At 70.8% G+C, this 14,124-nt stretch carries 12 protein-coding genes and 1 pseudogene; 9 read left to right on the forward strand and 4 right to left on the reverse strand.

Annotated features, from left to right (window positions below):
* Positions 1-116 precede the first annotated feature (116 nt).
* A complete protein-coding gene (locus tag CES90_RS44370) occupies positions 117-1,274 on the forward strand; it encodes a S8 family peptidase (protein WP_373313619.1) in 1,158 nt (385 codons plus the stop codon).
* Positions 1,275-1,345: 71 nt separating this feature from the next.
* Here CES90_RS44370 and CES90_RS44375 read toward each other — a convergent pair.
* Positions 1,346-2,591: pseudogene (locus CES90_RS44375) on the reverse strand (RNA-guided endonuclease InsQ/TnpB family protein).
* Positions 2,592-2,881: 290 nt separating this feature from the next.
* On the opposite strand from CES90_RS44375, the gene dapE reads away from it, so the two are divergent.
* Together dapE and CES90_RS44385 are read left to right on the forward strand one after the other, a co-directional pair.
* On the forward strand, positions 2,882-3,961 hold the full coding sequence (gene dapE / locus CES90_RS44380) for a succinyl-diaminopimelate desuccinylase (RefSeq protein WP_189783820.1): 1,080 nt from the start codon (positions 2,882-2,884) through the stop codon (positions 3,959-3,961).
* Positions 3,962-4,101: 140 nt separating this feature from the next.
* Positions 4,102-4,860, forward strand: a complete 759-nt coding sequence (locus CES90_RS44385) for an LOG family protein (RefSeq protein ID WP_189783983.1) — start codon at positions 4,102-4,104, stop codon at positions 4,858-4,860.
* 220 nt (positions 4,861-5,080) lie between these two features.
* Here CES90_RS44385 and folP read toward each other — a convergent pair whose 3' ends face one another.
* Positions 5,081-5,941: a dihydropteroate synthase gene (gene folP, locus CES90_RS44390; protein WP_189783821.1), complete on the reverse strand. Its 861-nt coding sequence runs from the start codon at positions 5,939-5,941 to the stop codon at positions 5,081-5,083.
* Positions 5,942-6,083: 142 nt separating this feature from the next.
* Here folP and CES90_RS44395 point away from each other — a divergent pair, with 142 nt between their 5' ends.
* Both CES90_RS44395 and CES90_RS44400 read left to right on the forward strand, forming a co-directional pair.
* The gene (locus CES90_RS44395) at positions 6,084-6,434 is read left to right on the forward strand and encodes a DivIVA domain-containing protein (RefSeq protein ID WP_189783822.1); all 351 of its coding nucleotides are present in this window, start codon (positions 6,084-6,086) and stop codon (positions 6,432-6,434) included.
* Entirely contained in the window at positions 6,431-7,021 is a 591-nt protein-coding gene (locus CES90_RS44400; protein ID WP_269801982.1) for a DNA-3-methyladenine glycosylase I, read from the forward strand. The genes CES90_RS44395 and CES90_RS44400 overlap by 4 nt, the downstream gene beginning before the upstream one ends.
* A gap of 54 nt (positions 7,022-7,075) precedes the next feature.
* On the opposite strand, the gene chcB is transcribed toward CES90_RS44400, so the two are convergent.
* Entirely contained in the window at positions 7,076-7,867 is a 792-nt protein-coding gene (chcB, locus tag CES90_RS44405) for a 2-cyclohexenylcarbonyl CoA isomerase (RefSeq protein ID WP_189783823.1), read from the reverse strand.
* Positions 7,868-8,244: 377 nt separating this feature from the next.
* Here chcB and CES90_RS44410 point away from each other — a divergent pair, with 377 nt between their 5' ends.
* Positions 8,245-8,412 (forward strand): DUF3117 domain-containing protein, encoded by a 168-nt coding sequence (locus CES90_RS44410; protein ID WP_003966491.1) that lies wholly within the window; start codon positions 8,245-8,247, stop codon positions 8,410-8,412.
* 116 nt (positions 8,413-8,528) lie between these two features.
* On the opposite strand, the gene CES90_RS44415 is transcribed toward CES90_RS44410, so the two are convergent.
* Complete coding sequence (locus CES90_RS44415; protein WP_308437866.1) at positions 8,529-9,161, reverse strand: O-methyltransferase; 633 nt, start codon at positions 9,159-9,161, stop codon at positions 8,529-8,531.
* 338 nt (positions 9,162-9,499) lie between these two features.
* Here CES90_RS44415 and sigE point away from each other — a divergent pair, with 338 nt between their 5' ends.
* From sigE to CES90_RS44430, 3 genes are all read left to right on the forward strand, one after another.
* Positions 9,500-10,201, forward strand: a complete 702-nt coding sequence (gene sigE / locus CES90_RS44420) for an RNA polymerase sigma factor SigE (protein ID WP_189783824.1) — start codon at positions 9,500-9,502, stop codon at positions 10,199-10,201.
* Entirely contained in the window at positions 10,198-11,448 is a 1,251-nt protein-coding gene (locus CES90_RS44425) for an anti-sigma factor family protein (RefSeq protein WP_189783825.1), read from the forward strand. The genes sigE and CES90_RS44425 overlap by 4 nt, the downstream gene beginning before the upstream one ends.
* 294 nt (positions 11,449-11,742) lie before the next feature.
* Positions 11,743-14,067, forward strand: coding sequence for a S1C family serine protease (locus CES90_RS44430; protein WP_308437864.1), 2,325 nt, complete (start codon positions 11,743-11,745; stop codon positions 14,065-14,067).
* The last annotated feature ends 57 nt before the right edge of the window (positions 14,068-14,124 follow it).

Below are 14,124 nucleotides of genomic sequence, written 5' to 3' on the forward strand. Positions count from 1 at the left end.
GCCATCCTCGGATCAGCAGTATCAGCGATCACTGTCGCGGATCCGCCCGAGGAAGGCCCTTCAAGATGCGAGAAACGTTCACCCCCCGAAGGCGGACTGTTTCGGCGGTTGCCGCCATGGTCTCGGCCGCAGCCATCGGGTGCGGCACCGTCCTGCCCGCCGAGGCCGCTCCCGCCGCCGGAAGGGTCCTGTACGAGGATTCGCCCGACGCCGTCGACGGCCGTTACATCGTCACACTGAAGAACTCCGTCGGCTTCAAGGCGAACTCAAGGAAAGGCGGCCAACTGGCGGCCAAGTACGGTGCCACGGTGTGGAAGACCTACGGCTCCGTACTCAATGGCTACGCCGTCCGCGTGGGCGCCGCCGGAGCGCGGAGCTTCGCGGCCGACCCGGCCGTTGCGTCCGTCGAGCAGGACCAGAAGGTCCACCTCGACGCGACCCAGTTCAACCCGCTGTGGGGTCTTGACCGGATCGACCAGTTCCGCCTTCCGCTCAGCCGGTCGTACACCTACCCGGATTCGGCGGGCAGGGGAGCGACCGTGTATGTGATCGACACGGGCGTGCGCATCACTCACACCCAGATCGCCGGGCGTGCCGCATACGGCTACGACGCGATCGACGGTGACACCATCGCCTCCGACGGCAACGGTCACGGAACCCACGTCGCCACCACGGTCGCCGGCGCGACGTACGGCGTGGCGAAGGCAGCCAGAATCGTGGCGGTACGAGTGCTCGACGCCGACGGCTCCGGCACCACCTCGGGTGTCATCGCGGGCGTCGACTGGGTCACTTCGCACCGCACCGGCCCTGCCGTCGCCAACATGTCGCTGGGCGGGAGCGCCAGCACGGCACTGGACACCGCGGTGCGCAACTCCATCGCCTCCGGTGTCACCTATGCGGTTGCCGCCGGCAACGACAACAGAAACGCCGTCTACTCCTCACCCGCCCGGGTGAGCTCTGCCCTCACGGTGGGGGCCAGCACCAGTACTGACTTCAGGGCAGGTTTCTCCAACTACGGTTACCTGCTCGACCTGTTCGCCCCCGGTGCGTCGATCACCGGCGGCTGGCACACCAGCGACACGGCGGCAGCCACGCTCTCCGGCACCTCGATGGCAGCCCCTCATGTCGCGGGGGCCGCGGCCGTCTACCTCACGACCCACCCCACCGCCGGCCCGGCGGCCGTACACAGCGCCCTCGTCAGCGGAGCGACGATCGGAGTCCTACGGAACATCGGGAGCGGTTCACCCAACAGGCTACTCAGAGTCGTTCCCTAGCACTGCCGCAGCGCTTCGGCCGACCCTCGGCGGCGTGAGCGAGATGTGCAACTCTTGACGTGCTCCCTGGCCTAAAGCCCAGGGATTCCGGCCTGGGTCGTCTGACCCTTCCGGGGGCTTCCTGCTTCACCGCGCTGTGCGGGCACGGGTGCCCGTCTTACCGGCGCTCCACAGGCGTTTAGCGTCTCCGCCCGTCCGGCGGCGACGATTCGGCGTCCTTCGAAGAGGACGTTGCGTGCTGCGTTGTGGTCGCGGTCGTGCACGGTGCCACATTCGCCGCACGTCCACTCCCGGACGTGCAGGGGCTTGGGACCGTCCCGGAATCCACAGGCCGAGCAGACCTGAGAGGACGGGAAAGCGCGGTCCACCTTGGCGAAGGTGCGGCCGTGCAGAGCCGCCTTGTACTCCAGCATGCCGACGAACGCGGACCATCCCGCGTCGTGCACGGACTTGGCGAGCCGGGTGCGGCCGAGGCCGGACACCGCGAGGTCTTCCACGTACACCGCTTGGTTGTCGCGAATGATCTGTGTGGATGCCTTGTGGTGGAAGTCCCGGCGCCGGTCGGCCACCTTGGCGTGCTGGCGTGCGACCTTGATGCGGGCCTTGGCCCGGTTCTTCGATCCCTTGGCCTTACGGGACAGCTCCCGCTGAAGACGCTTGAGTTTCTTCTCCGCCCGGCGCAGGAAGCGCGGGCTGTCGATCTTCCTGCCGTCGGACAGGACGGCGAAGGCGGACAGTCCGAGGTCGATACCGGCGTCGGTCTCCAGCTCGGGCAGGCTGTCCGGCCCGGTGTCCACGACGAAGCTGAGGAAGTACCGGCCACAGCTGTCCTTGGTGACGGTCAGGGACGTGGGTGCGGCCGGAAGCCTGCGAGACCACTTGACCTTGAGGTTGCCGACCTTGGCCACGTACACCGTGCCCGTCGCCCTTCAGGCAGAAGGCGTTGGTGTTGAGGCGGATCGACTGCCGGGTGTCCTTCTTCGACTTGTAGCGGGGAGGGCCGGCCTTGCGGCCCTGCCGCTTGCCCTTGAGGCTGTCGAAGAAGTTCTTGTAGGCGGTGTCCAGGTCCCGCAGGGACTGTTGCAGGACGACCGCCGACACGTCGGCGAGCCAGGCGCGTTCCTCGGTGCGCTTGGCCTGGGTGATGCGAAGCCGGGACAGCTCGGCCGACTTCACATACGGCAGCCGCGCCGCGTGCGCTTGTTTCCGGTCGCGCAGGCAGTCGTTCCACACCACGCGGGCGCACCCGAACGCACTGGCCAGCGCACGGCGCTGTGCGGCGTCCGGGTAGGCCCGGTAGTTGTAGCGGAGCTGCACAACCAAGATCCGCTTGGTGTCGTGCACGCTGCCCGCCTGCTCCCGCGCATGCCGCGTGCCCGGCCTCGTGCACGCTGTACGGTCGGTCTCGTCCACGCTGCCTGCTCGGCCTTGCGCACGCCGCTTGCCCGGTCTCGCGCGTGCCGTCTGCCTGGCGTCGTGCGTGGCGCGTGCCCGGCCTCGCGCACGCTGCCTGGCAGGGTCTCGTGCGCGCTGCCCGCCGAGCCCCGCGCATGCTGCCCGCCCGGCGCCGTCCGGGGCGGTTCCGGTGGCGCGTTAGGGTCGACGGCATGGCCGAGATCCCGATTGACCTCACGCAGGACGCCGCGCGGCTGACCGCGCAGCTCGTCGACTTCCCCTCCGAGAGCGGCACGGAGAAGCCGCTCGCCGATGCGATCGAGGCCGCGCTGCGCCCGCTGACGCATCTCACGGTCGACCGCTTCGGCAACAGCATCGTCGCCCGTACGAACCTGGGGCGGGCGGAGCGCGTGATTCTGGCCGGCCACATCGACACCGTCCCCATCGCCGACAACGTCCCCTCCCGTCTCGACGAGGACGGCGTCCTATGGGGCTGCGGCACCTGCGACATGAAGTCGGGCGTAGCGGTCCAGCTCCGCATCGCGGCCACGGTCCCCTCCCCGAACCGCGACCTGACCTTCGTCTTCTACGACAACGAAGAGGTCGCCGCCGAACTGAACGGCCTGAAGCACGTCTCCGAGGCCCACCCCGAGTGGCTCGCGGGCGACTTCGCGGTCCTGCTGGAGCCCTCGAACGGCCAGGTGGAGGGCGGCTGCCAGGGCACGCTGCGGGTCCTGCTGAAGACCAAGGGCGAGCGCGCCCACTCCGCCCGCAGCTGGATGGGCTCCAACGCCATCCACGCGGCGGCCCCGATCCTGGCCCGCCTCGCCGCGTACGAGCCGCGCTACCCGGTGATCGACGGCCTGGAGTACCGGGAGGGCCTGAACGCCGTACGCATCGGGGGCGGGGTCGCGGGCAACGTCATCCCCGACGCATGCGTGGTCACCGTCAACTTCCGCTACGCGCCCGACCGTACGGAGGAGGAGGCACTCGCCCACGTCCGCGAGGTCTTCGCCGACTGCGGCGTCGAGGAGTTCGTCGTGGACGACCACAGCCCGGGCGCCCTGCCAGGCCTCTCCCACCCGGCGGCCGCGGCGTTCATCGAGGCGGTCGGCGGCACGCCTCAGCCCAAGTACGGCTGGACGGACGTCTCCCGCTTCAGCGCGCTCGGCGTCCCGGCCGTCAACTACGGCCCCGGCAACCCCCACTTGGCGCACAAGCGCGACGAACGCGTGGACACGGCGACGATCCTGGCGGGGGAGGAGCGCCTGAGGGCATGGCTGACGGCGTGAGACCACGTCTGTCGGAGAAGTTCGGAGAAGTTCGGAGAAGTACCGGGTGGCGGATTGTGGCGGACACGCGCGCGTACCCCGTCCGTAACCCTCGTGGATCTACGCTGAGGTGAACCACCAGCATGGCGGAGGGAGCGGACATGGCGACCGGCAACCCCGAGGGCAAGAAGCAGCCACCGGAGGAGCAGCGGCTGGGACCTGTGCTGCGCAGGCGCACTCAGGTGCAGGCGAGCACGACCGACCAGCGCCTGCTGGACGCGGGCGGCCCCTCCGACTGGGTCCACACCGATCCCTGGCGGGTCCTGCGCATCCAGTCGGAGTTCATCGAGGGCTTCGGCACGCTCGCCGAACTCCCCGCCGCGATCAGCGTGTTCGGCTCGGCCCGTACACCGGTCGACTCTCTCGAGTACGACGCGGGCGTGCGGCTCGGGCGCGGCCTGGTGGAGGCGGGCTTCGCCGTGATCACCGGCGGCGGCCCCGGCGCCATGGAGGCGGCCAACAAGGGCGCCCTCGAAGCCGGCGGCACCTCCGTCGGCCTCGGCATCGAGCTCCCCTTCGAACAGGGCCTCAACCCCTACGTCGACATCGGCCTCAACTTCCGTTACTTCTTCGTCCGGAAGATGATGTTCGTCAAGTACGCCCAGGGCTTCGTGGTCCTGCCCGGCGGCCTCGGCACCCTCGACGAACTCTTCGAGGCCCTCACCCTCGTCCAGACCCAGAAGGTCACCCGCTTCCCCATCGTCCTCTTCGGCGAGTCCTACTGGAGCGGCCTGGTCGACTGGCTCACCCACACCCTGGTGGCCGAGGGCAAGGCCGCGAAGAAGGACCTGACCCTGTTCCACGTCACGGACGACGTGGACGAGGCGGTAGCCCTGGTCTCCAAGGAGGCCGGCCGCTGACCTGCGGGCCCCTGAAGCCGGGGCGTGGCCCCCGGCTTCAGGGGCGCGGGGCTGTGTCGATTTGCGGCTCCGCCGCGTGGGCGCGACAAGCCCCCACTCACCCGCACCCGCCTCACACACCGGACTCCCGAGCTCTCCCGCGCAGGGGGTCGAAGTGGCGCAGCCCCTGGAGGATGGGACGAGGATGGGACGGGTAGGGGCGGCGGGGGCGAGAAAACCCTCAGGCGAGCCCCCGCCGGGCAACGGCCGGCGCCCGGTGCCCCGCGATCGACGCCACCATGTCGAGCACCTGCTTCGTCTCGCCCACCTCATGCACCCGAAACACCTGAGCCCCCAACCACGCCGAGACGGCGGTCGTCGCCAGCGTCCCCACCACCCGCTCCTTCACCGGCCGATCCAACGTCTCGCCCACAAAGTCCTTGTTGGACAGAGACACCAACACCGGCCACCCCGTGGACACCATCTCCCCCAGCCGCCGAGTCGCCTCAAGACTGTGCCGCGTGTTCTTCCCGAAGTCGTGCCCGGGATCGATCAGCACGGACTCCCGCGGCACCCCCAGCGCCACCGCCCGCTCCGCCAGCCCCACGGTCACCCGAAGAATGTCGGCCATGACATTGCCGTACTCGACCCGATGCGGCCGCGTACGAGGCTCGGACCCCCCGGCATGCGTGCACACCAGCCCCACCCGGTACCGCGCCGCGACCTCCGCCAGCCGGGGGTCCACCCCGCCCCACGCGTCGTTCAGGAGATCCGCCCCGGCCTCGCAGACGGCCTCACCGACCTCGTGCCGCCAGGTGTCGACGCTGATGACCACATCGGGAAACCGGCGCCGCACCTCCGCGACGAACCCCACCGTCCGCCGCGCCTCCTCCTCGGCGGTCACTTCCTCCCCGGGCCCGGCCTTCACCCCGCCGATGTCGATAATGGCGGCCCCCTCGGCGACCGCACGCTCCACACGCGCGAGCGCGGGCTCGTCCAGGAAGGTGGCCCCTTGGTCGTAGAAGGAGTCGGGGGTCCGGTTCACGATCGCCATGATCACCGGCTCGTGCACGCCGAATTCCCGCCTGCCCAGTCTGAGCATCCGCTGTGCCCTCTTCCCCTGCGCCCTGTGGACCACCTGCGACTTAACCGCCTGCGACCCTAACTGTCAGACTCGCATGGCACGATCGGAGCCGGAGAGAACTCGGATCCGAGACAACAGCCGAAGCGTGGGGACCTCAACGATGTTCATGTTCTTGTTCCTGGTCGTCGCGCTCGCGGTCGTGGTCGCCGCGGTGACGCTCGCCGTGGTGGGCGGCGGCGAGAGCGCGGCACTGCCGGAGGCCGCGGGCGAGCGCCTCCAGGATCCGCTGCCGGAGCACCGCCCGGTCAACCGGGCGGATGTGGAGGCGCTCCGCTTCCCGCTCGCCCTGCGCGGCTACCGCATGGTCGACGTCGACGACGCCCTCGGCCGCCTCGGCGCCGAGATCGCCGAGCGCGACGCCCGTATCGCCGACCTGGAGTCCGCCCTCGCCGGCGCCCGCGAGGCGACCCTGAACTCGCTGCACAAGCGGGAGGAGGGCGATCACCAGTGAGTGACGGTATGGCGCTGGCGGGGCCCGACGGCGCACTCCGCTGCCCCTGGGCCCTGTCCACCGACGACTACGTGGCGTACCACGACGAGGAATGGGGCCGCCCGGTCCACGGTGACGACGCCCTGTACGAGCGGCTGTGCCTGGAGGCCTTCCAGTCGGGCCTGTCCTGGATCACGATCCTCCGCCGCCGCGAGGGCTTCCGCACCGCCTTCGCCGACTTCAAGATCGCCCAAGTCGCCACCTTCACGGAATCCGACAAGGCCCGCCTTCTCGCCGACCCCGGCATCATCCGCAACCGGGCCAAGATCGAAGCGACGATCGCCAACGCCCAGGTCCTGGCCGACTGGACCCCCGGCGAACTGGACACCCTGATTTGGTCCCACGCCCCGGACCCGACCACCCGCCCCACCCCGAAGACCCTGGCGGACGTCCCCGCGGTCACCGATGAGTCGAAGGCCCTGTCCAAGGCCCTGAAGAAGCGAGGCATCCGCTTCGTGGGCCCCACAACGGCATACGCCCTGATGCAGGCGTGCGGTCTGGTCGACGACCACTTGGAGACCTGCGTGGCGAGGAGCGTGCCCCTTTAGGGCGCGGGGAACCACGTGACCAGCCACAACGGACGCGCAGTTCCCCGCGAACCGTCACCGGCCCAGGAATTTCGGCTTTTCCTTGTTCACGAACGCCTGCACAGCGATTCCGTGGTCCTCGGAGGCCCCGGCCCTGGTCTGCAGCTCGTCCTCCTTCTCCAGCGCCTCCTCCAATGAGTGCGTGAGCCCGAACGCCAGCGACTCCTTCAGCGCCGCATACGCGAGGGTCGGCCCCCCGGCCAACGCGCGAGCGACCTTCGCAGCCTCGGAGGCCAGCTCCGCCGCCGGAACCACCCGATTGGCGATCCCCAACTCGTACGCGTCCTGCGCACTGATGCTGCGTGGGAACAGCAGCAGGTCGGCGGCGCGACCGGGGCCGATCACCCGCGGCAGGGTCCAGGAGACCCCGGAGTCGGCGGTGAGCGCGACCCCGGCGAATGACGTGTTGAAGGAGGCGGTGTCGGCGACCACGCGGTAGTCCGCCGCGAGCGCGAAGCCGAAGCCGGCGCCGGCCGCCACACCGTTCACCGCGGCCACCACGGGCTTCGCCATGCCGGTGAGGGCCTTCACGACGGGGTTGTAGTGCTCCTTGACCGTGCTCATGACCTGCCCCGAGCCCTCGGCCAGCAGCCCGATGTGCTCCTTCAGGTCCTGCCCCACACAGAACGCCCGGTCGCCGGCGGCGGTCAGCAGCACGGCCCGTACGGCGTCGTCCGAGGCGGCGGCCTCCACGGCCTCCCGCAGCGCGACCTTGGTCGCGACGTTCAGCGCGTTCATCGCCTCGGGGCGGTTCAGCGTGATCGTCGCGAGCCCGTCGCTCACCTCGTGGAGCACGGTGTCGGCCATGGCGGTTCCCCTCCGATGTCGCGGCTGGCGACGTACTGGTCAGTACGCCCTGCGTCACAGCACAGCATGGCGGAGATCACGGGCGGCGGCGTGGGCGGAGCGTGTGACCTGCGTCAAAGAATCTCGATCGGCCGAGCGGCCGCCGAGGACCGTGCGGTGGCGCAGTATCGCAGTCACATCGCCGAATTGAGTGGTTTTGCTCGCGCGCGTTGCCCAAGCGATGCCGACTGATGTTGGTCATCGGGTCATGAGATGCGGGATAATGGCCTGGAAGCAATGTGTTCGATGCCGGTGTCGCGTGCCCGCAGGTGGGACCGCGCCTGCCCTCCAGGGCCGTCGGCTTTGGCGATGAGCTGGTTTCAGGAAGGGGTACGAGCATGGCGGCCATGAAGCCGCGGACGGGCGATGGCCCGCTCGAGGTGACCAAGGAGGGGCGGGGCATCGTCATGCGCGTTCCGCTCGAAGGCGGCGGGCGGCTCGTCGTCGAGCTGACCCCTGACGAGGCCGACGCGCTCGGCGACGCCCTCAAGAAGGTCGTCGGCTGACGCGCGTAGCGACCATACCCTTTCAGCTGCCCCGGCACCGCCACTCGGCGAGTGCCGGGGCGCTGTTGTACCGGGGTTGTGCCGGGTGTGACCGCCAAGCCGGTCCGGGGAGGTCCTCAGCGCTTGACCGCGCACAGCAGGCCGTCGCCCACCGGGAGCAGGGACGGTACGAGCTCGGGGCTCTCGCGGACCGCGCGGAGCAGCTCCCGCAGGCGTATGACCTCGGTGGGCTGAGGGCCGGAGTCCACGGTGCGGCCACTGGCGAAGACACCCTCGAAGGCCACGAGGCCACCGGGTCTGAGCAGGCGCAACGATTCAGCGAGATAGTCGAGGCTCTCCAGCCGGTCGCCGTCGCAGAAGACGAGGTCGTACCCGGAGTCCGCGAGCCGGGGCAGTACGTCGAGGGCGTGGCCGGGGATGAAGCGCGCGCGGTTGCTGGCGAAGCCGGCCGCGCGGAACGCCTGCCGGGCGAACTGCTGGTGCTCCGGCTCCGGATCCACGGTGGTCAGCACCCCGTCCGGCCGCATGCCGTACAGCAGATGGATCCCGGACACACCGGTCCCGGTCCCGATCTCCGCCACCGCCTTCGCGTCCACGGTGGCGGCGAGCACCCGCAGCGCGGCGCCCGTGCCGGGCGACACCGAGCGCAGCCCTGCCTCCCGGGCCCGGTCGCGGGCCCAGCGCAGCGCGTCGTCCTCGGCGACAAAGGCGTCGGCGAACGCCCAGCTCGTCAGCCGGTTGCCGGTAATGACCCTCTCCTTATGTCCCCTGGTTGCCTGGGCGTGACTGTATCCGTTGCCGCCGGGAACCTGCTGATGGGACCGGTCGTTTAAAGGGGTGAGTGAGCGACGGGGGATCGGACGGGGGTCTAGGGATGGATCAGTACGCCGAGCGGGAGCGGGCGCAGACGCAGCTGCTGACTGAGCCATATGAGCCGCATCAGCCATATGAGCCACATCTGCGCACATCAATTTCTTATAAAACCGCTTATCCGGAGCTAACGGGCGAGGTGGCTATGGTAGGGGCTCCACTGGACACCACCAGAGCCGACAGGGGAGGTGCGGCCGCGCCTGTGGATCGGGGAGGAGTGCTGCGGCGCTTTCTCGGGTCGGCGGGCAGGCCGAAATCCGTGAACGACACCGCTGACCACAGCCACGCCGCCGACGCCGCGCAGACCGCGACCTTCACCACGGACGCGCACGCGCAGGCGTGGACTCCGCCCACCTGGGAGGAGATCGTCAGCACCCACAGCGGCCGGGTCTACCGCCTCGCCTACCGTCTGACCGGCAACCAGCACGACGCCGAGGACCTCACTCAGGAGGTCTTCGTCCGCGTCTTCCGCTCCCTGTCGACGTACACGCCCGGCACGTTCGAGGGCTGGCTGCACCGCATCACCACGAACCTCTTCCTGGACATGGTCCGGCGCAAGCAGCGCATCCGCTTCGACGCCCTCGGGGACGACGCGGCCGAGCGGCTCCCCAGCCGTGAGCCCACCCCGCAGCAGGTCTTCAACGACGCGCACTTCGACGCCGACGTCCAACAGGCCCTCGACACCCTGGCGCCCGAGTTCCGCGCCGCCGTCGTCCTCTGCGACATCGAAGGACTGTCGTACGAGGAGATCGCCGCGACCCTGGGCGTCAAGCTCGGCACGGTCCGCTCCCGGATCCACCGCGGCCGCTCCCAGCTCCGCAAGGCCCTCGCGCACCGCTCCCCGGAAGCCCGGGCCGAGCGTCGAGGGTTCGCGGTGCCGCGGGTGCCCGCCCTGGGAGGAGGGGGCGCGACCGCGTGACTGGATCACGACCCAATTCAGCCGAGCGGCGCGTCGCTGACCAGCACTTGGGAGACCGTCTCTCCGCGCTGGTCGACGGAGAGCTCGGTCATGAGGCGCGCGAGCGCGTCCTGGCGCATCTCGCCACCTGTTCGAAGTGCAAGGCGGAGGCGGACGCACAGCGCCGTCTGAAGAACGTCTTCGCGGAGGCCGCCCCACCGCCCCCTTCCGAGAGCTTCCTGGCCCGCCTCCAGATGCTCCCGGCGGGCGGCGACACCGACGGTGGTTCGCCGCTGGACGGCGGCGGCTTCGGGGGAAGACTCAGGGGGACGGCCGGTGGGCCCGGTCTTCCCATGGACTCCATGAACTCCTCTGACAGCAGGGACTTCGCGGACTTCGGTGTCTTCGGACCCCGGACCGACTCCTTCGGATACCTCCCGTCGGGACCGCACGGCGGCGCTCTGTCGCCGTCGGAGGGCCGCGGACTGCTCGGCGGCCGGGGCCTTTCCGGCGGCCGTGGGTTCCTCGGTGACCGCGGCTTTCTGAGCGGGCGTGGCTTCCTGGGCGACCGAGGGGCGCTGGGTGGTGGCGCCCCGGGTGCCTCGTCGGGTGACCGAGGCTTCCTCGACCGAGGCCGCGGCTTCTCGGTGGACGCCGACCCCGCTGAGGACCGGGAGGGCGAGACCACCGAGAACCGCGGAGTCACGGGTGACCGTGGCTTTCGGATCCATGACGTGAGCCGGCACGAGGCCGAGCGTTCGGCCTCGCGCGGCTTTCGGTTCGCCTTCGTGGCCGCCGGCGCGGTGTCGCTGGCCGCGATCGCGCTCGGCGGCATGACCACCGGGGTGCCCGCCGAGACGGTGGACGCCCGAGGCGGTTCGGGCTCCGGCAGCAATGTGACACCGCTGCGGACGCAGGCCACGGGAGCCGCCCCCGAGTCGCAGCGCCGCCGGGGAGCCGTCGGGCCGCTGCTCGGACAGGGCCAGCGGTCCACGGGCGAGGTGCCCGTGGCGCCGACGGCACTCTCAGCGCCCCTGCTGCCCGGAGTCCCCGCTCCGGTCGGCCAGGTCCGGCAGACCGAGCACCCGCTGACCACGCCCCTCCTGGCCGGCGCCGCCGCCATGTCCCCGCTCATACCTCCGCTCGCCGCCGCTCCGCCGTTCCAGCTGACCGGGTGGCCCCCGGCACCCGAGGTCACCGCTCCGGGTCTGCTGACGGCACCCGACGCCACCTCGTCTCCCCCTCCCACCTCCCGTGCCCTCCGCTGACCCCGAGTTCTGCGCGCCGGCCCGCGAACCTGGTTGAATCCAGAATGGGCCGTGTCCGCACTTGCCGGTTCCGGCCTGCGGTACTCGGTGAACGGTGGGCAGTGGGCCGGTCTTCGAGACGGGCCTGGGCCCGTTGTTCGGATCATGCCGACTTCGGGACGCGGTGCCTCATGATTGCGGCCCAGGCGTGATCCGAACGACGGGTCCTAGGTTGGGGAGAACATGGACGAGGGGAAGCCCACGAAGGCGACGTGGTGGAGCCGATCCCGGACGCAGGACGCGGGAGACGGGACGATGGGGGACCACACCGGGCCGACGGGGGGCGACGGGGTGGCCGCGGACGCGGTTCGCGGGGAAAGCGATGGGGGCGATTTCGAGTTGGAGCGACCTGCGACGGTGCCCGCCCCCGGTGGGGCCGGCCCCGACGACGACTTCGAACTGGCCCGCCCGGCATCGTCTTTGACGCCGAACGGCTCCGAACGACTGGTTCACTCCGGGCCCGGTGACTCCGCTTCGGGCGCCGACGCCGGGGGCGACTTCGAGTTGCGGCCCGCTGCGGGCGGTGCGGGCACGGGCGCCGTGGCCGCGTCCATTGAGGGCGCTCCGGGCGAAGTGGCCGCGCCTCCTGGGCTGGAGCAGAGCAATTCGTCGGTCGGTGAGGAGAGTTCGCCTGCCGCCGACGAGGTCACGATGAGCGGTGAGGCGACCACGCGACTGAGCCTGACGAAGAGCGCCTCGGTGCACGGAGACACGGTCCAGGACACGGCAGCCCAAGGTGCGGGAGCGCCGGGCGGGCAGAGCGGTGCCCTGGGTGGCCCTGGAGCGCCCTCTGAGCGCCCCAAGCCGCTGCACGACCCCGATCCCTACAGCACCCCGCCGTACGGCGAGCCCGGCCCCTGGGCGCCCGCGCCGCCGGTCCAGCATCCGGCGACGACGCCCGCGCACGGCACAAACGTTCAGGCAACGGCACCGGCGCACGGTGAGCCTCATCCGACGGCACCCCAGACGCATGGGGTGCCCGCCCCCGCGACGCCCCAGCCACCTGTCGTGCCCGCCCCCGTGGCGCCCCCGTCGCACGACACGGCGACTGCGGCGGCGCCCCCGCCGTCCGCCGCCGCACCGAGCCCGTCGCACGGCACCTCGCCGGTATCAGCGGCCCCTGCCGCTCACCTGCCGCCGGCCCCCTCGGCCAACGGCACACACGCCTCGTCGGCGATACCCTCGCCGTCACCGGTGACCCAGGCCCACGGCACCTCCGTACCGCCCACGGCTCCCCAGCCCGCGACGGGCCCGTACACGGACGCCCCGCAGCCTGCGGCCGCCACCCCTTACCCGGACGCGTCCCAGGCCGCCCCGCCCTCGTACCCGTCCCCCTCCCCCCAGCCGCCGTACGCGGACGCGTCCCGAGCCGTGCCGCAAGCCGCCCCCAACCCCTGGCAGAACTACGACCCCTGGGCAGGTTCCGCCCCGTTGCAGCAGAACGGGGCCGCCGTGGTGAGCGAGGAGGCGCGGCGGAAGCGAGGGCTGAAGATCCTGGTGGTCGGCGCCGCGCTGATCGCTCTCGTGTCCGGAGGCGTCGGCGGAGCCATGGGCGCGTATCTGGAGCGGAACGGCGGGGTCGGCGAGGTCGAGCTGCCGCAGTCCGGCGGCGGCGGGACGGGGCGGGCCCCCGACAGCGTCGCCGGAATCGCCGCCAGCGCGCTGCCCAGCGTCGTGACCCTGCATGTGAGCGGATCGGATGCGCAGGGGACCGGCACCGGCTTCGTGCTCGACAAACGGGGCCACATCCTCACCAACAACCACGTCGTCGAGGCCGCCGCCACCTCCGGCGAGATATCGGTGACCTTCAGCGGCGGCGACACCGCCGAGGCCACCATCGTCGGCCGGGACACCGGCTACGACCTCGCCGTCGTCAAGGTGACCGGCGTCAACGGGCTCAAGCCGCTGCCCCTCGGCAACTCCGACGAGGTCCAGGTCGGCGACCCGGTCGTCGCCATCGGTGCCCCCTTCAACCTGGCCAACACCGTCACCTCCGGCATCATCAGCGCCAAGGAACGGCCCATCACGGCCGGCGGTGAGAGCGGCGACGCCAGCGATGTGTCGTACGTGGACGCGCTGCAGACCGACGCGCCGATAAACCCGGGCAACTCCGGTGGCCCGCTCGTCGACGTCAACGCCCGGGTCATCGGCATCAACAGCGCCATCCGGTCCGCCGGCAGCGGTTCCGAGTCGGACGGTGGGCAGGCCGGTTCGATCGGGCTCGGCTTCGCGATCCCCATCAACCAGGGCAAGCGCGTCGCGGAGGAACTGATCAACACGGGCAAGGCGACCCACCCGGTGATCGGCGTCACCCTCGACATGGATTACTCGGGTGACGGCGCCCGCATCGGCAACGACGACGGCGGCGCCGCGGTCAACGCGGGCGGGCCGGCCGACCGGGCCGGCATCCGGTCGGGTGACGTCATCACCGAGGTCGACGGCCAGCGCGTCCACTCCGGCGACGAACTCATCGTCAAGGTACGGGCCCACCGCCCCGGCGACCGGCTGGAGCTCACTCTTCAGCGCGACGGCAGGGAACAGAAGGTCAGTCTGACCCTCGGCTCGTCCGACGGTGACTGAAAGGGCGGCTCGGACGGGGCCGGACGGCTCGACGTACTGACAGGAACTTCACAGTAG

Origin of the sequence: Streptomyces capitiformicae, assembly GCF_002214185.1 — a bacterium.
In the GTDB taxonomy this organism is placed as follows: domain Bacteria; phylum Actinomycetota; class Actinomycetes; order Streptomycetales; family Streptomycetaceae; genus Streptomyces; species Streptomyces capitiformicae.

Bases quoted from the DNA above. Each gene is read 5' to 3' on its own strand.
- CES90_RS44370 (WP_373313619.1), top strand. From the start codon at position 117: ATGGTCTCGGCCGCAGCCATCGGGTGCGGCACCGTCCTGCCCGCCGAG.
- dapE (WP_189783820.1), top strand. From the start codon at position 2,882: ATGGCCGAGATCCCGATTGACCTCACGCAGGACGCCGCGCGGCTGACC.
- CES90_RS44385 (WP_189783983.1), top strand. From the start codon at position 4,102: ATGGCGACCGGCAACCCCGAGGGCAAGAAGCAGCCACCGGAGGAGCAG.
- folP (WP_189783821.1), bottom strand. From the start codon at position 5,941: ATGCTCAGACTGGGCAGGCGGGAATTCGGCGTGCACGAGCCGGTGATC.
- CES90_RS44395 (WP_189783822.1), top strand. From the start codon at position 6,084: ATGTTCATGTTCTTGTTCCTGGTCGTCGCGCTCGCGGTCGTGGTCGCC.
- chcB (WP_189783823.1), bottom strand. From the start codon at position 7,867: ATGGCCGACACCGTGCTCCACGAGGTGAGCGACGGGCTCGCGACGATC.
- CES90_RS44410 (WP_003966491.1), top strand. From the start codon at position 8,245: ATGGCGGCCATGAAGCCGCGGACGGGCGATGGCCCGCTCGAGGTGACC.
- CES90_RS44430 (WP_308437864.1), top strand. From the start codon at position 11,743: ATGGGGGACCACACCGGGCCGACGGGGGGCGACGGGGTGGCCGCGGAC.